This window comes from Burkholderia sp. Se-20373, assembly GCF_017104705.1.
Classification (GTDB): domain Bacteria; phylum Pseudomonadota; class Gammaproteobacteria; order Burkholderiales; family Burkholderiaceae; genus Burkholderia.
The window spans coordinates 18,541-38,312 of sequence record NZ_JAAGPH010000071.1 but is presented as its reverse complement, the minus strand read 5'-3'; the positions used below and the strand labels follow the sequence as shown (position 1 = coordinate 38,312).

Genomic DNA, 19,772 nt, shown 5'->3' with positions numbered 1-19,772 from the left:
GCCAGCGCGCCGGCGAAGGTGCCGTCGAGGCGCAGCGCGAGCGCCGCGCCGATCGCGAGCCACGGCACGGTAAACGTAATGAACAGGAACGCGAAGCCGGCCGGGTTCAGCGAACGGATCGTGCGCAGCCAGCGGGTCTCGCGATGCCACAGCGGGCCGAACGACGGTTCGATCACGTCGGTGGCGACCTCGACCTCCGACAGCACGGTGCGTCGCCCGAGGCGGCGCGGCAGCTCGGCCAGCCAGAAATCGTCGGCCAGCTCGTCCTTCAGCGCGGGAAAGCCGCCGATCCGGTCGAGCGTGTCGCGCGTCAGCGCAAGCGTCGCGCCGAAGCCGAAGCGGCTCGAGCGCCCGAGGTGCGTGATCCGGACCGACGGGGCGAACCATGCGTCGACGAATTGCGCACCGATCCGCGTCCAGAATCCGCCGACGCTGCGCGCATGATACAGGCACGTGACGACACCGACCGACACGTCGGCGAGCGGCGCCGTCACGCGCTCCAGATAGTCGGGCTTCACCGCGATGTCGCTGTCCGCGATCACGATGCGGCCGTACTTCGCGCGCTCGGCGAGGTTGATCAGGTTGCTGACCTTCAGGTTCTTGCCGTGCACGCGCGCATCGACCACGAGCGTGATGTCGCACTCGGGATAATCGGCGCGCAGCCGTTCGACCACGGCAATCGCCGGATCGGCCGCCGAGGCGACGCCGAACAGCACTTCATACCGCGGATGGCGCTGCTCGCAGAACGTCGCGAGGTTTTCGTACAGGTGCGGCTCCGCGCCGCACAGCGGCTTGAGCACGCTGACCGGCTCGAAGCCGTCGCGCACGGCCGTGCGCGGCGTACGCGGCCGCGGCGCGAACGCGGCGACGAGCGCATAGCCGGCCGCGGCCAGCGTGAAGACGATCAGGAGCCAGTCGAGCATCGTTGCGCTTGCCGTCATGCGCGACGCCTCCCGGCGACCTGAACGCCATGGAGAACGCTTGCGCATGATTGAGCGTGATTCGGTATTCCGACAACGACGAACGCGGGCACGACCCGACTCCTTGTTCCAGCAGCGCCTGTATATAGGGGAGGCTCGACCCATCCTGCGGATACGGCCATGCCCGGCTTCGCGTGGTGCATCTCCGCGCGACGCCCGGACGGGATGCGGGAAGATTCGTATGGCTACCTTCGGCACAACATGGGTAGGCGCCGGATTTTAGCAGCCTGCGGCACCCCGCGCTCGGCACTACGAGAAACGGACTAGTGCAATTCCGGCAAAGCTGTGCAGTCGGCGAACCATTTGGGCGCACCCGCGTTCACGTTAGCGTAAGCGGTTTGCAGGCGTATTGCAGTCTTGAAAATCATACGTTTCGTGCAAATTTGTATGTCGATGCGGATTCACGTCCAATCGCCGTAAAGATTGGTAATTAATCAGCGATTAGATTGATTTTTGCAACGATCACCGAATTCGACCTTGCACCCCTGAAACGCGCATGGGTATCGGGTCGCCGCCAGCACGTTCCGGAACCCTTTGGCAAAATCCTTGGCATTTGTTGCGTCAGCGCATCACCGCGCGCGCCCCCTTTCGAAGGCCATCCGATGACTCCGTTTTCCGTACTCGATCTCGCCCCCATTCCGGCCGGCGCCGACGCCTCCCAGGCATTCCGCAACACCGTCGATCTCGCGCAGCATGCGGAGCGCTGGGGCTACCAGCGCTACTGGCTCGCCGAGCATCACAACATGCCCGGCATCGCGAGCGCGGCCACGGCCGTCGTGATCGGCCATGTCGCGAGCGCCACGCGGACGATCCGGGTCGGGTCGGGCGGCATCATGCTGCCGAACCACGCGCCGCTCGTGATCGCCGAGCAGTTCGGCACGCTCGCGTCGCTGTATCCGGGGCGCATCGACCTCGGCCTCGGCCGCGCGCCCGGCACCGACCAGACCACGTCGCGCGCGCTGCGCCGCGACCTGATCGGCAGCGCCGACTCGTTTCCGGATGATGTCGCCGAGCTGCAGCGCTACTTCGCCGAGCCGGTGCCCGGCCAGCGCGTGCGCGCGGTGCCCGGCGCAGGGCTCGACGTGCCCGTGTGGCTGCTCGGCTCGAGCCTGTTCAGCGCCCAGCTCGCCGCGATGCTCGGGCTGCCGTTCGCGTTCGCGTCGCACTTCGCGCCGGATTACCTGATGCGCGCGCTCGAAATCTATCGCGCGCAGTACCGGCCGTCGGCCGCGTGGCCGAAGCCGCATGCGATGGTCGGCGTCAACGTGTTCGTCGCCGATACCGACGACGAGGCGCGGCGCCTGTTCACGTCGCTGCAGCAGCAGTTCATCAATCTGCGGCGCGGCACGCCGGGCAAGCTGCCGCCGCCGGTCGACGTGCTCGAGGCGAACGAGCTCGAACTCGCGACCGTGGCGCATTCGCTGTCGTTCGCGGCCGTCGGCTCGCGCGACGCGGTGCGCGACAAGCTGCGCGACCGCATCGCGCAGACGGGAGCCGACGAACTGATCGTCACCGCGCAGATCTACGATCACGCGGCACGGCTGCGCTCGTTCGAATTGACCGCGCAGATCCGCGACGAGCTCGCGAGCGAAGCGCGCTGACGGCGCACGCCCGGGCCGCCCGCGGCCGGCCCCGCATCACTGCGGGTGCACGGCCGCCAGCCCGTCGAGCAGCGCCTTGTGGAACGCATCCGGATCCTGGATCTGCGGCGCGTGCCCGAGCGCCGGGAACTCGACGAGTTGCGCGCCGGGGATCGCCGCCTGCGTGCGCTTCGCGAGTTCCGGATAGCGGCCGAGCTTCGCATGCACGTCGGGCGGCGAGACGTCCTTGCCGATCGCGGTCGTGTCCTTGTCGCCGATCATCAGCAGCGTCGGCACGCGGATCGCGCCGAGTTCATAGACCACCGGTTGCGTGAGGATCATGTCGTAGATCAGCGCGGAGTTCCACGCGACCGCGTCGCGACCGGCGCCACGGTACATCCCGGCCAGCATCTGCACCCAGCGCTCGTACGACGGCGACCACTTGCCCGCGTAGTACGTGCCCTGCTCGTAGCGGCGAATGCCGTCGGCCGTGGTCTTCAGCTCGCGCGCATACCAGTAGTCGACCGGCAGCGGCGGCACGCCGAGCGCCTTCCAGTCCTCGAGGCCGATCGGGTTCACGAGCACGAGCTGGTCGGTCGCCTTCGGATACATCAGCGCATAGCGCATCGCGAGCATCCCGCCCGTCGAGTGGCCGACGATCGTCGCCGACCTCACCCCCATCGATTCGAGCAGCGCATGCGTATTGCGTGCGAGCTGCTGGAAGCTGTACTGGTAGCGATCGGGTTTCGACGACTTGCAGAAGCCGATCTGGTCCGGCGCGATCACGCGATAGCCGGCGCGGCTCAGCACGCCGATCGTGTCCTCCCAGGTCGCCGCGCAGAAGTTCTTCCCGTGCAGCAGCACGACGGTGCGGCCGTTCGGGTGGGCCGGTTGCACGTCGAGGTAGGCCATCTCGAGGGTTTCGCGCTGCGACACGAACGTGTAGAGATGCACGGGCGCCGGATAGCCGAACCCTTCCAGGCGCGGGCCATACACGGGCCCGTCGTTGCCCGCGGGCGATGCGGCGGCCGCCATGGCAGGCACGGCGCACGCGACGGCGACACCCGCGCCGAGCACGGCGGCGCGCACGGCAAACAACATCTTGCGAATCGAAAGCATGGCGATCACGGTGATTGGAGACGCACGCGGGCGGCCGGGCCGTCTCGCGCCCCGCGATTCTACGCGGTCGCGCTGACGACGGCGCGCAACACTCCGGCGCCGCGCGACTTCCGCGCGCGCGACGAACTCGGGTATCGTGTGACGTGACCCTGAAACGCGTGCAGGCGCTTCCCATGAAAAACGTCCTCAGCATTCAGTCGCACGTCATCTACGGCCATGCCGGCAACAGTGCGGCCGTGTTCCCGATGCAGCGCCTCGGCGTCAACGTCTGGCCGCTCAATACCGTCCAGTTGTCGAATCACATGCAGTACGGTCACTGGGCCGGCAGCGCGATCGATGCCGCGAAGATGGAGCAGCTCGTCGACGGCATCGCCGCGATCGGCGCACTCAAGCGCTGCGACGCCGTGCTGTCCGGCTTCCTCGGTTCGCCGCCGCAGGCGCGTGCGGCCGTCGAAATCGTCCGCTCGGTGAAGGCAATGAACCCGAACGCGTGGTACTTCTGCGATCCGGCGATGGGCCAGACGGGCGGCATCCGGCCCGAGCCCGGCGTCGAGGAATTCATCGTCCAGGAGATGCCGGCGCTCGCGGACGGCATGTCGCCGAACCACACCGAACTGCAGAAGCTCGCCGGGCGGCGCATCGAAACCGTCGCCGAAGCCGTCGAAGCCTGCCGCTCGCTGATCCGTCGCGGCCCGCAGATCATCCTCGTCAAGCACCTGCACGACCGCAACAGCCCCGCCGATCGTTTCAACATGCTCGCGGTCACCGAAACCGAAGCGTGGATCGGCCAGCGCCCGCTCTACGCGTTTCCGCGCCATCCGGTCGGCGTCGGCGACCTGACCAGCGCGATCTTCGTCGCCTGCCGGCTGCGCGGCGACTCCGTGCGCGCGGCGTTCGAACACACGCTCGCGGCCGTGCATGCGGTCGTGAAAGCGACCTACGATGCGCGCCGCTACGAGCTCGAACTCGTCGCCGCGCAGGACGAAATCGCGCGCCCGAGCGAATGGTTCGGCGCGTGGGTCACGGACGCCTGACACGCAGGCATCGCCTCCGCTTCACCGGTGCGCATCCCGCGCCGCATCGCTTTACCGCCTCATCCCTGCCGCACCGCGACCACTGGCGACATGCGCCCGACGCCGCTTCAATATCGCGTCGCTGCGGATGCAAACGTTTCCGGACTTCATATGAATGACACCGATTCCCCGCTATGCTCGCGGCGGCACCACCCGGCGCAGCCGCATCCTGCGACCCGGGTGCGCCCTTCCAGCAGGTCCCGCCAATCGGCTCCCCCCTTTACCGCACGATAACGACCATGACCCGATCGAACCGTCGTGACTTCCTGCGCGTCGCTGCCGGCACCGCCGGCGCCGCCGCGCTGAACCTGTTCCCCCCCGTGATTCGCGATGCGCTTGCGATTCCCGCGAACCGCCGCACCGGCACCATCCGCGATATCGAACACATCGTGATCCTGATGCAGGAGAACCGCTCGTTCGACCACTACTTCGGCACGATGCGCGGTGTCCGCGGCTTCGGTGACCCGCGTCCGCTGCGCCTCGCGAACGGCAAGTCGGTGTTCCACCAGCCGGTCGGCCCGGCCGAGCTGCTGCCGTTCCACCCGGGCGCGGACAAGCTCGGCCTGCAGTTCCTGCAGGACCTGCCGCACGGCTGGCAAGACATGCACGCCGCCTGGAACAAGGGCCGCTACGACCAGTGGGTGCCGAACAAGGGCACCACGACGATGGCGTACCTGAAGCGCGACGACATCCCGTTCCACTACCAGCTCGCCGACGCGTTCACGATCTGCGACGCGTACCACTGCGCGATCCCGAGCTCGACCGACCCGAACCGCTACTACATGTGGACCGGCTACGTCGGCAACGACGGCACGGGCGGCGGCCCGGTGCTCGGCAACGAGGAAGCAGGCTACGGCTGGACGACCTATCCGGAAGTGCTCGAGAACGCCGGTGTGTCGTGGAAGATCTACCAGGACGTCGGCACCGGCCTGAACGCCGCCGGGTCGTGGGGCTGGACGCAGAACCCGTACATCGGCAACTACGGCGACAACTCGCTGCTCTACTTCAACCAGTACCGCAACGCGCTGCCCGGCACGCCGCTGTACGACAAGGCGCGCACCGGCACCAACATCAGCGCGGGCGGCACGCTGTTCGACATCCTGCAGCAGGACCTGAAGAATGGCACGCTGCCGCAGGTGTCGTGGATCTGCGCGCCGGAAGCGTATTCCGAGCATCCGAACTGGCCGGCGAACTACGGCGCGTGGTACATCGAGCAGGTGCTGCAGGCGCTCGTGTCGAATCCGGAGGTATGGAGCAAGACCGCGCTCTTCATCACGTACGACGAAAACGACGGCTTCTTCGACCACGTGCAGCCGCCGTTCGCGCCGCAGTCGCGCGACAACGGGCTATCGACGGTCGCGACGACCAACGAGGTGTTCCCCGGCAACGCCTCGCACATGGCCGGCCCATACGGGCTCGGGCCGCGGGTGCCGATGCTCGTCGTGTCGCCGTGGACAAAGGGCGGCTGGGTCTGCTCGCAGACCTACGATCACACGTCGCTGCTGCAATTCATCGAGGCCCGTTTCGGCGCGCAATACCCGGTCAAGGCCGGCAACATCTCGCCGTGGCGCCGCGCGGTGTGCGGCGACCTGACCGCCGCGTTCGATTTCGCGACGGCCGATGCCGGCTGGCCGACGCTGCCGGACACGAGCAGCTATGCGCCGCCCGACCGCCTGCGCCATCCCGACTACATCCCCGTGCCGCCGGTGCTGCAGAAGCTGCCGAAGCAGGAGGCCGGGCTGCGGCCGGCGCGCGCGCTGCCGTACGAGCTGTTCGTGCACGGCCGCGTCGAATCGGTGAACGGCCTGTTCCGGCTGACCTTCGCGAACACGGGCCGGGCAGGCGCCGCGTTCCAGGTGCAGTCGCGCAATCGCCTCGACGGCCCGTGGGCGTACACGGTCGAAGCCGGCAAGCGGATCGCCGACACGTGGAGCGCCGCGGCGTCGCTCGGCCTGTATGACCTCGACGTGTACGGCCCGAACGGCTTCTACTGCCATTTCCGCGGCCCGTTCGCGACCGGCGTCGGCAGCGCGAACGTGAACCCCGAGGTGATCTACGGCTACGACGTCGCGAACGGCAACATCACGCTGCGCCTGATGAACCGCGGCCACAAGGCCGTGCGGCTCAAGGTCACGAACGCGTACGGCCACGGCCGCGCGCGCACGTTCGACCTCGCACCGGGCCAGCAGGTCGACGACTACTGGGATCTGCGCGGCAGCCACGGCTGGTACGACCTGACCGTCAGCGACGGCCGGCTGCTCGGCTTCCTGCGCCGCTTCGCGGGTCACGTCGAAACCGGCCGCCCGAGCACCAGCGATCCGCTGATCCGCACGCACGCATCGCACGACGATGCCGAAGCCGCATCGGACGCCCTGTCCGACTGACGGCGTTGCGTGCGCGGCGCGGCCCCGGCGGGCCGCGCCGCCTTCCTGTCCCTCGCTCCCTTCCTCTGCGCCCGCTCCATTCGCGACGGGAAACTCCCGATACCGGCTGCCGCCGCACGCGCGGAAGCTATGCGCAAATCCGCACCGAATGCGCGGCGAATTGCCAAGACCCGGGCATATCGGCGACCTATAAATCGAGGCGATCGGGGCGCTTCTTCGCGGAGCCTGACGGGAGATTCTTCCGAGGATAACGATGCCGACCTCCCCGCCCGATTCCGAGAAGCGGTCGAACCGCCCGCCCGTCGCACGTGTCCGGCCCGCCCCGGCGCATGCGGTACTCACTCGCAGGTGTCGAACAAGAGGAACAACATGAAATTCCGTCATTCCCTGCTGTCGGTGTCGATTGCATCCGCGCTTGCCCTCCTCTCGCAACAGGCCGCCCAGGCCGCCGATACGACCGACGTGAAGGTCGGCTTCGCCGCGCCGCTCACCGGCGTGAACGCCGGTTACGGCAAGGACCTGCAGAACGGCGTGCAGCTCGCGCTCGACGATGCCGCCGCGCAGAAAGTGCAGATCGCCGGCAAGCCTGCCCACTTCAACCTCGTCGTGCAGGACGACCAGGCCGACCCGCGCATCGGCGTGCAGGCCGCGCAGGCGCTCGTCGACCAGAACGTGTCGGTCGTGGTCGGCCACTTCAACTCGGGGACGACGATTCCGGCATCGGTCGTCTACGACAAGGCCGGCATCCCGGTGATCGATCCGGCCGCGACCAACCCGACGCTCACCGCGCGCGGGCTCGCGAACATGTTCATGGTGATCGCGACCGACGGCCAGAACGCCGGCAACGCGGGCAAGTACGCGGTCGACGTGACGAAGGCGAAGCGCATCGCGATCATCGACGACCGCACCGCGTTCGGCCAGGGCGAGGCCGACGAGTTCGAGAAGGCCGTGAAGGCCGCGGGCGGCAACCTCATCGGCCGCGAATTCACCAGCAACCAAGCGGTCGACTTCCGCGCGCAGATCACGAGCCTGAAGGCGAAGAACCCCGACCTGATCTTCTTCGGCGGCCTCGATTCGCTCGCCGCGAACTTCATCAAGCAGATGCGCCAGCTCGGGCTGAACGCGCAGTTCGTCGGCGGCGGCGGCGTGAAGGACAACGAGTTCATCAAGATCGCGGGCCCGGCCGCCGAAGGCGCGATGGCGTGGGAATACGGCCGGCCGCTTGACGAGCTGCCGCAAGGGAAGGATTTCGAGGCGCGCTTCAAGAAGCGCTTCGGCGTCGACGTGCTGTCGTACGCGCAGTTCGGCTACGACGCGGCATGGGCGGCGATCAAGGCGATGCAGGCGGCAGGCTCGACCGACCCGAAGGTCTATCGCCCGGCGCTGAAGAAGATCGACTTCGAAGGCGTGACCGGCCGCATCTCGTTCGCGAACGACGGCTCGCTGAAGAGCGGGATGTCGACGCTGTACCAAGTGAAGAGCGGCGCGTGGAAGACGATCACGACGAAGGGAGGCTGATCGGCGGTGCCGGCGGCCGGCGGCGGCCACGCCGCCCGCCCCCGGCGATCGATGAATGGATATCTCTTGTATGACGACTGATGTTAAGGCGATTCGACCGGGCCGGCGGCACCGTGGGCCGCGCCGCCCGGTGCGTCAGCCGGCCTCGGCCTCGGCCGCCTCGTGCGCGCGGCGCAGCCGTTCGCGGCTGTTGGTGAGGTGCGTGCGCATCGCCGCGCGTGCCGCTTCCGGGTCGTGGCGCGCGATCGCCTCGTAGATATCCTCGTGCTCGTGGTTCAGCCGGCCGACGTAGCGCTCCAGATCGTCGCCGGCAAAGCGGGCCGAATTCACGCGCGTGCGCGGAATGATCGACGTGCCGAGCTGCGTCATGATGTCGACGAAATAGCGGTTGCCGGTGGACTGCGCGATCTGCAGGTGGAACTGGAAGTCGAGCTGCGCCGTGTCGCGGCCGCCGCCCGCTCCCGATGCGATCGCGTCGAGCGCGCGCCGCAGCGCGGCCAGGTCGGTATCGTTCGCGCGTTGCGCGGCCAGGCTCGCGCATTCGCTTTCGAGGCTGATGCGCAGCTCCAGCACCGCGAGCACGTCGCGCAGCGTCGTGATCGTCGCCGGGTCGATGCCGAGCGTCTGGCGGCGCGACGGCTCCAGCACGAAGCTGCCGATGCCGTGGCGCGTCTCGATGAGGCCGCTCGCCTGCATCCGCGAGATCGCCTCGCGCACGACCGTCCGGCTCACCCCCTGCGCCGCCATGACTTCGGTTTCGGTCGGCAGCTTGTCGCCAGGACGCAGCGTGCCGTTTTCGATCTGCGCGGTCAGCGCGTCGACGACATCTTGTGCGAGGCTGCGTGCGCGACGGCGCGGCGCTGCGGGAAGCGTAGGCACGGACATGAGGCCGGTTCCTTTTTGAATGATCGTAATGTGAGCCGAGGGTTTACGCGGGGTTTGAGCGAAAGCCGATGATTCATTATACTGCGTCACAAGTCATCCGACGACTGATGATCGAAACACGGATCTCCTGTCGACTCAAAGCGAGCATTCCTGCGCCGCCTGGTCCCGTGCTTTACGATCAGCCAGCGTTCGCGTTCCGCGCTCCGCCGGTCAGGTTGTCGCCCCCACCCCGTTTTCGGGTTGCGTCGACCTGCGGGGCTTGCGCGCCGCGCATGTCGGTTGTCGAATGATCGCACCTCCCGTCGCGCGCGGCAAAGCTTTTGCCGCACGGCATTGCCCACCCTATCGCCATCGCCGCCCATGAACGCCGTCACTGCCTCGCCCTCCCACGACACGCCGCGTATCGTCGACCTGCAAGCGATTCCGGTCGCCGGCCACGACAGCATGCTGCTCAACCTGAGCGGCGCACACGGCCCGTTCTTCACCCGCAACCTCGTGATCCTGAAGGACAGCGCGGGCCGCACCGGCGTCGGCGAAGTACCGGGCGGCGAAAGTATCCGCCGCACGCTCGACGACGCGCGCGCGCTCGTCGTCGGCCAGCCGGTCGGCAATTACCACGCGGTGCTCAACGACGTGCGGCGCACCTTCGCCGATCGCGACGCGAGCGGCCGCGGGCTGCAGACCTTCGACCTGCGCACGACGATCCACGCGGTCACCGCGCTCGAAGCCGCACTACTCGACCTGCTCGGCCAGCATCTCGGCGTGCCGGTCGCCGCGCTGCTCGGCGAGGGCCAGCAGCGCGAGCGCGTCGAAATGCTCGGCTACCTGTTCTACATCGGCGACCGCACGAAGACCGCACTCGCCTACCGCGACGGCAGCGGCGCGACCGACGACTGGACGCGCGTGCGCGACGAAGCCGCGCTGACGCCCGAGGCCGTCGTGCGGCTGGCCGAGGCCGCGCATGCGCGCTACGGCTTCAACGACTTCAAGCTGAAGGGCGGCGTATTCGAAGGCGCGAGCGAGATCGAGGCCGTGACGGCGCTCGCCGAGCGCTTCCCCGACGCGCGCGTGACGCTCGACCCGAACGGCGCGTGGTCGCTCGACGAGGCCGTGCGGCTGTGCCGCGACCAGCATCACGTGCTCGCCTACGCGGAAGATCCGTGCGGCGCGGAGAACGGCTACTCGGGCCGCGAGGTGATGGCCGAATTCCGCCGCGCGACGGGGCTGCCGACCGCCACCAACATGATTGCGACCGACTGGCGGCAAATGGGGCACGCGGTGCAGCTGCAGGCCGTCGACATCCCGCTCGCCGATCCGCACTTCTGGACGATGCAGGGTTCGGTGCGCGTCGCGCAGATGTGCCGCGACTGGGGCCTCACGTGGGGCTCGCATTCGAACAACCACTTCGACGTGTCGCTCGCGATGTTCACGCACGTCGCGGCCGCAGCACCCGGCCAGGTCACCGCGATCGACACGCACTGGATCTGGCAGGACGGCGAGCGGCTGACGCGCGAACCGCTGAAGATCGAGAACGGGCTGGTGGAAGTGCCGAAACGGCCGGGGCTCGGCATCGATATCGACATGGATGCCGTCGCGGTCGCGCACGAGCTGTACAAGCAGCACGGGCTCGGTGCCCGTGACGACGCGGCGGCGATGCAGTATTTGATTCCGGGCTGGACCTTCAACAACAAGCGCCCCTGCCTCGTGCGCTGAGTGCGGGTGCGGCCGGGCGGCAGGGTCGCCCGGTCGAGCCTGGGCCAGGCCTAGCCGGCCGCACCTAGCCGGCCGCCCCTAGCCGGCCGCCCCTAGCCGGCCGCCCCAATCCCCCTCGCCATCCCCGACGCGGCGAACACGATGACGATCACGAGCACCGCCTGCCAATGGCCGATCCGCACATAGGTGCGCGCACGGCCGAGCTCGGGCATCTGCTGCTGCCGCGCGGCGACGCGCCACCGGATCAGCCCGAGCATCGGCACGACCTCGAGCAGCAGGATCACCACGAGCGCGGTCATCTTCAGGTGAAAGAGCGGTTCGTGCAGGTAGTACGCGGCGCCCTTCTCGAACCCGCCGAACGCGCGCATCAGGCCCGTCACGATCAGCACGAGCGCCGATAGCCCCCACGCGGCATCCGCCTTGAATACGCCGGGCAAGTCGGCCGCCTGCGCCGACGCGATGAGCCGGCGCAACGCGCGGTTACGCCCCGCGATCGCGGCAAACGCGACGCCGAACGTACTCAGGTGAACGGCAGCCAGCAACCAGCGGACGATCATCACGCCTCCTTGTCGCCCGCACGCCGTGCGCGGGACTTGTCAGACGATCTGTTTGAGCGCGGCGTCGAGCGCGAGCACCGCGACGCGATCGCCCTCGGTCGCGAGCGGCGCACGCATGACGATCTGCCGGTTATGGCCGACGGCCGCCGGCGAATCCCACAGCAGTTCGACCTTCGGTCGATTGAAGAAGCTGCCGCGGCGCGGCGGCACGACGGCCGGCTGCGCGTCCGCTGCACCGTCGCCTGCGGCAGGCGCCGCACGGCCGGGCCAGCGCACCGACAGTTCGCGCGCATCGTACTGGCCGACCTTGCGGCTTTCCATCCACACGATCGCGGTGCGCGTCAGCACGTCGAGCGAAATCGCATAACGGCCGACCGCGAAGCGGCGGGCGGCCACGTTGGTCCGCCACAGCGGCCGCGGGCGGCAGATCCAGACGATCGCCGCATAAAGCGCCGGGGCGGCGACGAGCCAGCCGTTGGTCGCCGTCACCGCATGCAGCGCGAGGCGCCAGCCGTCCACCCAGACGAACATGCCGATCGACCAGACCGCGAACAGCAAACCGATCAGCGCAAAGACGCGCAACGCCTGGCGCAGCCACTGCGGCAGCGGATGAAACGGCCGTTCGGCGCGCGCGACGGCGCCCGGCAACGCGAGCAGCAGGAAGATCAACAGGAGGTAGACGAACGCCCAGGGCGACGACACCATCGCCGACAGCGACGAGCGATAGCCCATCTGGGACATCGAGAACAGCCAGCGCGCGAGCAGCACGAGACCGATCGCACGCAACGCGAAGATCACACCGGCGCCGGGGGCCGGCGCTGCGCGCGTGGATTTCGTTCTCGCCAAGACTGCTCTCCTCTGGATATTCGTGCGGGGGCCGGATTTCACGGCACGGCCATTATAGGGACATTACCGTCTGGACAGACGGACGGATGCCCTGCCGGGCCGCTTCGGGGGCCGTTCGCGGCGTCGGGCGCGGCGAGAATACAACAGATCCGCGCCGCGGATGTGACAACGCCCCGCCGGGAACCCGGACGGGGCGTCGATGGCAAGCCGCGCGCCGCGGCGCGGCGGCGGCCCGCAATCAGCTTGCGTTGACTTCGCGGAGCACCGTGCGGCGCTTCTGGCGCAGCAACTCCTCGTAGCCCTTCACGTAGTTCTGCGCCATCACCTTCGACGAGAAGCGGGCTTCGAACGCGGCGCGGACCTTCTCGCGCGGCAGCGTATCGAGGCGCTTGAGCGCGGCAACCGCCGACAGCTCGTCTTCGACGACGAAGCCCGACACGCCGTTGTCGATCACTTCCGGCACCGAGCCGCGCTTGAACGCGATCACCGGCGTGCCGCAAGCCATCGCCTCGATCATCACCAGGCCGAAGGGCTCCGGCCAGTCGATCGGGAACAGCAGCGCGTGCGCATTGCCGAGGAACTCGGTCTTTTCGGACTCGCTGATTTCACCGATGTACTCGACGTGCGGCAGCGCGAACAGCGGCTTGATCTTCTCTTCGTAGTACGCGCGGTCGGCCTTGTCGAGCTTCGCGGCGATCTTGATCGGCAGGCCGGCCTGCTCGGCGATGCGGATCGCCGTGTCGACGCGCTTTTCCGGCGAGATGCGGCCCAGGAACGCGAGGTAGCTCGGCTTCACGTTCGGGATCGGCGTCAGCAGGTTTTCCGGCAGGCCGTGGTAGACGGTCGACAGCCAGTTCGCCTGCGGCAGCGGGATGCGCTGGTTGTCGGAGATCGACACGACCGGCACGTCGCTGAATGCGTTGAAGATCGGCTGCAGTTCCGGCAGGTCGAGACGGCCGTGCATCGTCGTCAGATGCGGGACCGGCTGGCGCGAGAACAGCGAGAACGGGTAGTAGTCGATGTGGCAGTGCAGGACATCGAACTCTTCCGCGCGGCGGCGCACCTGCTCGAGGAGCAGCATGTGCGGGGCCATCACGTCGCGGATCGTCGGGTCGAGGCGCAGCGCCTGCGGCCAGCAGGCTTCGAGCTTCGCGGAGGTTTGCGAATCGCCGCTCGCGAAGAGCGTGACGTCATGCCCCATCTCGACGAGTGCTTCGGTGAGGTAGGACACCACTCGCTCGGTACCACCGTACAGTTTCGGGGGCACCGCTTCGTGCAACGGAGCGATTTGGGCGATTCGCATGCGTAACTCCTAAAAAATCGGCTAAAAACCAGGTTTGGGTCGGCAACCTGCCGGCGGTCCGGGCTGGATGCAGGTCGTCCGAAGATCGGACGAATCAGCCTGCCGGGGGCGTCGAACCCGCGCTGCTCAAGGAGCGTCGGCGACGCGACAGGCATAGAACGTTTGAAACGAAGACCCGTTGACAGGGGTTCGTAAAAAACCTGGAATCGAACCCGGAGCCGATTATCTAGGGTTAATCCCGATACGGCGCACAACATTTCAAACACTTTACTTTGTTACAAAGATGCAACACTTTGCAACCCGCGGACTTGGGTGTCCGTTCTAGAGTGGAAGGCCCTTTTGGCGTTCCTTGACCCCGTGACCGCCGGCAGCGTGATTCCGGCACATGAGGCAGGACGGGATGCCGGATTTTATCTCAAAATCGACCGCGAGCCCCTGGCCAAGGCAAGATTCGCGCAGCGCGACACGCGGGCTTGTTTACAATGCCGGATTATTCAGTCCGGGCGAACGCCGGCCTGCGATCCAGCCGCCACGCTCACTCACCGAATCACCGCACGCATATTTTGGAATCTCTCACCCCTGCCCAGCGCAACGCCCACAACGCGAAGCTGTCGAGCTACGCGCATCGACCGATCGCGTTCCTGTTCCGCTACATCCGCCTGCATCCCGTCGCCCACCTGATCGTGCTCTGCAGCGTGCTGGCCGCCGTCGGCTGCGCGCTCGGCTCGCAATACGCGATCAAGCACCTGATCGACGTGCTGGCGACCGGGCGGCATCACCCCGGCCCGCTGTGGAGCGCGTTCGCGCTGCTCGTGGGGCTGATCGCGGCCGACAATCTGCTGTGGCGCGTCGGCGGCTGGTTCGCCGCGCACACGTTCGTCGCGGTCACCGGCGACCTGCGGCGTGACCTGTTCCAGTACCTGATCGGCCATTCGCCCACCTACTACGCCGAAAAGCAGCCGGGCACGCTGGCGAGCCGCATCACGGCCACGTCGAACGCGGTCTACACGTCGGAGAACACGATGGCGTGGAACGTGCTGCCGCCGTGCATCGCGGTGATGGGCGCAATCCTGATGATCATCGTCGTCAATCCGATGATGGCCGCCGGCCTGCTCGGCTGTTCGGCCGTGCTGTCCGTCATCCTGTTCAAGCTCGCCGGGCGCGGCTCGGCCCGCCACCACGCGTTCGCGGCGAAGGCCGCGGCGGTCGACGGCGAGCTCGTCGACGTGATCGGCAACATGGGCCTCGTGCGTGCGTTCGGGATGACACTGCGCGAGCAAAAGCGCTTCGGCGCGACGGTCAAGGCCGAGATGGATGCGCGCCAGCAGAGCCTGCTCTATCTCGAGAAGCTGCGCCTGCTGCACGCGGTGATCACCGCGATGCTGTCCGCCGGCCTGCTCGGCTGGGCGCTGTGGCTGTGGGACCAGGGCCGCGCGACGTCGGGCGACATCGTGCTCGTCAGCTCGCTCGGCTTCACGATCCTGCACGGCACGCGCGATCTCGCGGTCGCGCTCGTCGACGTCACGCAGCACATCGCGCGCCTGTCCGAAGCCGTCAAGACGCTGCTCGAGCCGCACGGGATGCCGGACCGCTCCGACGCGCAGCCGCTGTCGGCCACGGGCGGCCGTGTCGATTTCGAGCGCGTGACGTTCGCGTATCCGCACCGCCGCGCGATCCTCGACCACTTCGACCTCCGTATCGAGCCGGGCCAGCGCGTCGGCCTGATCGGCAAGTCGGGCGCCGGCAAGTCGACCGTGCTCGCGCTGCTGCAGCGCTTCTACGACACGCAGGACGGCGCCGTGAAGGTCGACGGCCAGGACGTGAAGACGATCACGCAGGACAGCCTGCGCCATGCGATCGCGCTCGTGCCGCAGGACATCTCGCTGCTGCACCGGACGATCTACGACAACATCGCGTACGGCCGCCCCGAAGCGACCCGCGACGAAGTGCTCGCCGCCGCGCGCGACGCGCGCTGCGCGGAATTCATCGAAGCGATGCCGGAAGGCTATGACACGATCGTCGGCGACCGCGGCGTCAAGCTCTCGGGCGGCCAGCGCCAGCGCATCGCGATCGCGCGCGCGATCCTGAAGGATGCGCCGATCCTGTTGCTCGACGAAGCGACCTCCGCGCTCGACAGCGCGTCCGAGGAAGCGATCCAGAGCGCGCTCGACCGCCTGATGGTCGGCCGCACGGTGATCGCGATCGCCCACCGTCTGTCGACGCTGCGCAACTTCGACCGGATCATCGTGATGAACAACGGCAAGGTGATCGACGACGGCCCGCCCGACGTGCTGCGCAACCGCCCGGGCCTGTACCGCGACCTGCTCGCGAAACAGCACGGCCGCCATCACCCCGCACCGGACGGCAGCACGCCGACCGGCGAACGCGTGGCCTGACACGCCGGCGCGCAGCCGACAAAAAAAGCCGCAGTGCGCGTCGCACTGCGGCTTTTTTACTGCTCGATGAACCGCCGTTTACGCGTGCTGCAGATCGCGCAGGAAGTTGTCGCGCCACACCGACACGTTGTTCTCGCGAAGCTGCGCGATCATGTCCGTATAACGCGCGCGCCGCTCGGCGAGCGGCATCGTCAGCGCCTGCGACAGCGCATCGGCCATCCCGTCGATATCGATCGGATTGACGATCAGCGCCCCCGTCAGCTCGCGTGCGGCGCCGGCGAAGCGCGACAGCACGAGCACGCCCGGATCGTCCGGATTCTGCGCGGACACGTACTCCTTCGCGACGAGGTTCATCCCGTCGCGCAGCGGCGTCACGTAGCCGACCCGCGCGAGCCGGTACAGCGCGGCGAGCAGCTGGCGGTCGTACTGGCGATGGATATAGAGGATCGGCGCCCAGTCGAGCTCGGCGAAGCGTCCGTTGATGCGCCCCGACTCCCCTTCGAGCTGCAGGCGGATGTCCTGGTACGCGCGCAGTTCCGCCCGGGTCGACGGCGCGATCTGCAGGAACGACACGCGATTGCGATGCGACGGCTCGTGCTCGAGCAGCTTCTCGAACGCGCGGAAGCGCTCGACGAGCCCCTTCGAGTAATCGAGCCGGTCGACGCTCATGATCAGCTTGCGGCCGCGCAGCGACGTCGCGAGCGTGCGCACCGCCTTGCCGTGCTCGCCGGCCTGCGCGAGCGACGCGATCTCGTCCGGATGCACGCCGATCGGATAGGCGGCCGCGCGCAGCGTCCGGCCGAATGCGCGCACCGTCGCCAGGTGGCCGTCGCGCTCGATCGCGCCGTCCGCTTCCGACTCGACGTAGTCGCAGAACGCGCGCAGGTCGGGTTCGGTCTGGAAGCCGAGCAGGTCGAACGCGCACAGCGACTCGACGAGGTCGCGATGCGGCGGCACGCTGACGAGCACCTGCGCAGCCGGAAACGGGATGTGCAGGAAGAAGCCGATGCGGTTCTTCACGCCGGCCGCGCGCAGCGCGCGCGCGAACGGGATCAGGTGATAGTCGTGCACCCAGATCACGTCGTCGTCCTGCAGCAGCGGCACGAGCTGCTGGGCGAGCCACACGTTCACGCGGCCATAGCCTTCGAATTCGTGACGGTCGTACTGGATCAGGTCGGTGCGGTAGTGAAACGCGGGCCACAGCGTCGCGTTCGAGAAGCCGCGGTAATACTGGTCGTAGTCGCGCCGCGACAGGCCGATGGTCGCGAACGTGACCGGGCCGTGCTCCTCGACGCGGATCTGCGGCGCACCGGACGCGACGACCTCGCCGCTCCAGCCGAACCACATGCCGCCCGTCTCCTTCAGCGCATCGTAGACGCCGATCGCAAGACCGCCCGCCGCCGGTTCGCCTTCCGAAATCGGCGCGACGCGGTTTGAAACAATGATGAGGCGACTCATGCGTCCGGCTGCTCCGCACCGAGCCAACGCGCGATCTGCTCATGCAGCGCGTCGACCGAATCGAGCCGCGTGCGGGCAGACGTCTCGCCCGCGCCGACCTTGATCGACAGGCCGCCACGCGCGTTGACCACCGCGAAGCCCTTCTCGTCGGTCAGGTCGTCGCCCGCGAACACGGGCACGCGGCCGGCGAACGGCGGCTCGTCGAGGAACGCAGCGAGCGCGCGCCCCTTGTCGACGCCTTTCGGCTTGATCTCGAACACCATCTTGCCGGGCTGCAGCACATACGCATCGGCATAGTCGGCGACGAGGCGCTCGGTGGCCGCGCGTGCAGCCGCCTCACGCTCGGGCGCGTTGCGGTAGTGCAGCGCGACGGCCGCGCCCTTGATTTCGAGCAGCATGCCCGGATGACGGTCGACGACGGCCGCCAGCTCGCGCTCGATGCGCAGCAGGCGTTCGTCGTTGAAGCCGATGCGCTGCGTGTCGCCGTTCGCATCGCGGCGCTCCGCGCCGTGCAGGCCGGCGATCGGCATGCCGGGCATCTTCAGGAACGTGTCGATGTTGTCGATGCCGCGCCCGGACACGATCGCGACCGCGCCGTGCGAGCGGCGCCGCAGCTCGTCGAGCAGCGTCAACAGCGACGGCGGAACATGAATGCTGTCGGGCGTCGGCGCCAGTTCGACGAGCGTGCCGTCGAAGTCGAAGAAGAACGCGGTATCGGTCAGGGACAGGGAAGCCGGAACGGATTGCATCGATTCGATAGTGTGAGAGCCGGTCGGCAAACGCCGGGCGGCCGCTGCGCGAATGGAATTGTGCGCATCTTACCGCGCCTGCGCATCGAGATGGGCGAAACCGGTGCGGCCACGGCATCGCGCCGCCGCGCGCGTCAACTGCGACATATTGCCCCGCTCGCCCGCGGCGTACGGGTTTCGAAAGGACGCGGGCGCGCGAATTGCGCTACAGTCGCAACCGCCTGCCGCGCGCCGCATGGCGCCGCGCCGCCGGCCACCATTCCGTCCGATCGAGCCTTAGGGACTGTTTCCATATGGAACGCACATGCGAATGCCCGAAATCGCCTGGATGGCAAGGAGTGAGAAGCGCCGTTTGGCCGAGCCAAACAAGCGACGAGCGACGCCGCCATCCGGGCGATTTCGGGCATTCCCGTGGAATGAAATTTTTAATTAGGGGTTGCCACGAGAACGGCCGCTCGCCGCGTTGCGCTCCTTACGAATACGTCAGTATTGGCAGCGTCGCGCGCCTCGCGAGCGGCCGTTCTCGTGGCAACGCATGCGCGTTCCATATGGAAACAGTCCCTAAGATGTCGTCTGCCTGCACCACGCCGCACCGGCGCTTCCCCCGCCTCTTCCGCACGGCCGCGGCCTTCGCCGCCGCCGTGGCGCTCGCCGCGTGCACGCACGACGAGCCGCGCTGGAACCTGACCAACGTTACCGGCCACCTGCCCGACCTGTCGTTCACGCTGACGGGCGGCGACGGCCACCCCGTCGACGCCGATGCGTTCCACGGCCAGGTCGCGCTCGTCTACTTCGGCTACACGCACTGCCCCGATGTCTGCCCCGAAACGATGGCGCGGCTGATGGAAGTGCTGGCGAAGCTCGGCCCGCAGGCCAACGACGTGCGCATCCTGTTCGTCTCGGTCGACCCTGCACGCGACACGCCGCAGGCAATGCAATCGTATGTCGCCGCGTTCGACGCCGCGCATGCGCGCGGCCTGACCGGCACCGACCGCCAGATCGAATCGCTCGCGAAGCGCTATCGCGTCGCCTACCAGATGGAAAAGCGCGATCCGTCCGGCGGCTACGAAGTCACGCACAGCTCGGCCGTCTACATCTTCGACGCGAGCGGCCGCGCCCGCCTGCTTGCGACCGACCGCGACTCGCCCGACGCCATCGCCGCCGATCTGCGCCGGATCATCGACACCGCCTCCACGACCTGAATTCATCCC

15 protein-coding genes are annotated in these 19,772 nt (G+C 67.9%); 7 read left to right on the top strand and 8 right to left on the bottom strand.

Annotated features, from left to right (window positions below; translation table 11 throughout):
- On the bottom strand, window positions 1-941 hold a 941-nt coding region (hpnI, locus tag G3N96_RS22485; protein ID WP_206138500.1), incomplete at its 3' end, for a bacteriohopanetetrol glucosamine biosynthesis glycosyltransferase HpnI.
- A 641-nt stretch (window positions 942-1,582) separates the two neighbouring features.
- Here hpnI and G3N96_RS22480 point away from each other — a divergent pair.
- Window positions 1,583-2,581: an LLM class flavin-dependent oxidoreductase gene (locus tag G3N96_RS22480; RefSeq protein WP_206138499.1), complete on the top strand. Its 999-nt coding sequence runs from the start codon at window positions 1,583-1,585 to the stop codon at window positions 2,579-2,581.
- 36 nt (window positions 2,582-2,617) lie between these two features.
- Here G3N96_RS22480 and G3N96_RS22475 read toward each other — a convergent pair whose 3' ends face one another.
- Window positions 2,618-3,679, bottom strand: coding sequence for an alpha/beta hydrolase (locus tag G3N96_RS22475; protein WP_206138498.1), 1,062 nt, complete (start codon window positions 3,677-3,679; stop codon window positions 2,618-2,620).
- Window positions 3,680-3,852: 173 nt separating this feature from the next.
- On the opposite strand from G3N96_RS22475, the gene pdxY reads away from it, so the two are divergent.
- The 3 genes from pdxY to G3N96_RS22460 all read left to right on the top strand — a co-directional run bounded on the left by pdxY (window position 3,853) and on the right by G3N96_RS22460 (window position 8,654).
- Window positions 3,853-4,713 (top strand): pyridoxal kinase PdxY, encoded by an 861-nt coding sequence (pdxY, locus tag G3N96_RS22470; protein WP_039348286.1) that lies wholly within the window; start codon window positions 3,853-3,855, stop codon window positions 4,711-4,713.
- A 278-nt stretch (window positions 4,714-4,991) separates the two neighbouring features.
- Window positions 4,992-7,136 (top strand): phospholipase C, phosphocholine-specific, encoded by a 2,145-nt coding sequence (locus G3N96_RS22465; RefSeq protein ID WP_206138497.1) that lies wholly within the window; start codon window positions 4,992-4,994, stop codon window positions 7,134-7,136.
- Between the two features lie 369 nt (window positions 7,137-7,505).
- Window positions 7,506-8,654, top strand: a complete 1,149-nt coding sequence (locus tag G3N96_RS22460; RefSeq protein ID WP_089494401.1) for a branched-chain amino acid ABC transporter substrate-binding protein — start codon at window positions 7,506-7,508, stop codon at window positions 8,652-8,654.
- A 135-nt stretch (window positions 8,655-8,789) separates the two neighbouring features.
- On the opposite strand, the gene G3N96_RS22455 is transcribed toward G3N96_RS22460, so the two are convergent.
- Window positions 8,790-9,539: a FadR/GntR family transcriptional regulator gene (locus tag G3N96_RS22455; protein ID WP_069247513.1), complete on the bottom strand. Its 750-nt coding sequence runs from the start codon at window positions 9,537-9,539 to the stop codon at window positions 8,790-8,792.
- Window positions 9,540-9,899: 360 nt separating this feature from the next.
- Here G3N96_RS22455 and gudD point away from each other — a divergent pair, with 360 nt between their 5' ends.
- Window positions 9,900-11,252, top strand: coding sequence for a glucarate dehydratase (gene gudD / locus G3N96_RS22450; protein WP_039348297.1), 1,353 nt, complete (start codon window positions 9,900-9,902; stop codon window positions 11,250-11,252).
- Between the two features lie 92 nt (window positions 11,253-11,344).
- Here the strand turns inward: gudD and G3N96_RS22445 are convergent, their stop codons facing one another.
- The 3 genes from G3N96_RS22445 to G3N96_RS22435 all read right to left on the bottom strand — a co-directional run bounded on the left by G3N96_RS22445 (window position 11,345) and on the right by G3N96_RS22435 (window position 13,958).
- The gene (locus G3N96_RS22445) at window positions 11,345-11,809 is read right to left on the bottom strand and encodes a DUF2214 family protein (RefSeq protein WP_206138496.1); all 465 of its coding nucleotides are present in this window, start codon (window positions 11,807-11,809) and stop codon (window positions 11,345-11,347) included.
- Window positions 11,810-11,848: 39 nt separating this feature from the next.
- Complete coding sequence (locus tag G3N96_RS22440; RefSeq protein ID WP_124575946.1) at window positions 11,849-12,655, bottom strand: hypothetical protein; 807 nt, start codon at window positions 12,653-12,655, stop codon at window positions 11,849-11,851.
- A 238-nt stretch (window positions 12,656-12,893) separates the two neighbouring features.
- On the bottom strand, window positions 12,894-13,958 hold the full coding sequence (locus tag G3N96_RS22435; RefSeq protein ID WP_006476459.1) for a glycosyltransferase family 4 protein: 1,065 nt from the start codon (window positions 13,956-13,958) through the stop codon (window positions 12,894-12,896).
- A 563-nt stretch (window positions 13,959-14,521) separates the two neighbouring features.
- Between G3N96_RS22435 and G3N96_RS22430 the strand changes: the two genes are divergently transcribed.
- Window positions 14,522-16,354 (top strand): ABC transporter ATP-binding protein, encoded by a 1,833-nt coding sequence (locus G3N96_RS22430; RefSeq protein ID WP_124575947.1) that lies wholly within the window; start codon window positions 14,522-14,524, stop codon window positions 16,352-16,354.
- 78 nt (window positions 16,355-16,432) lie between these two features.
- Here the strand turns inward: G3N96_RS22430 and otsA are convergent, their stop codons facing one another.
- Together otsA and otsB are read right to left on the bottom strand one after the other, a co-directional pair.
- Window positions 16,433-17,812, bottom strand: coding sequence for an alpha,alpha-trehalose-phosphate synthase (UDP-forming) (gene otsA / locus G3N96_RS22425; protein WP_124575948.1), 1,380 nt, complete (start codon window positions 17,810-17,812; stop codon window positions 16,433-16,435).
- A complete protein-coding gene (gene otsB, locus G3N96_RS22420) occupies window positions 17,809-18,561 on the bottom strand; it encodes a trehalose-phosphatase (protein ID WP_089424869.1) in 753 nt (250 codons plus the stop codon). Before otsB ends, otsA begins: the two co-directional genes overlap by 4 nt.
- 566 nt (window positions 18,562-19,127) lie before the next feature.
- Here otsB and G3N96_RS22415 point away from each other — a divergent pair.
- Window positions 19,128-19,763, top strand: a complete 636-nt coding sequence (locus G3N96_RS22415) for an SCO family protein (protein ID WP_206138495.1) — start codon at window positions 19,128-19,130, stop codon at window positions 19,761-19,763.
- Window positions 19,764-19,772 lie beyond the last annotated feature (9 nt).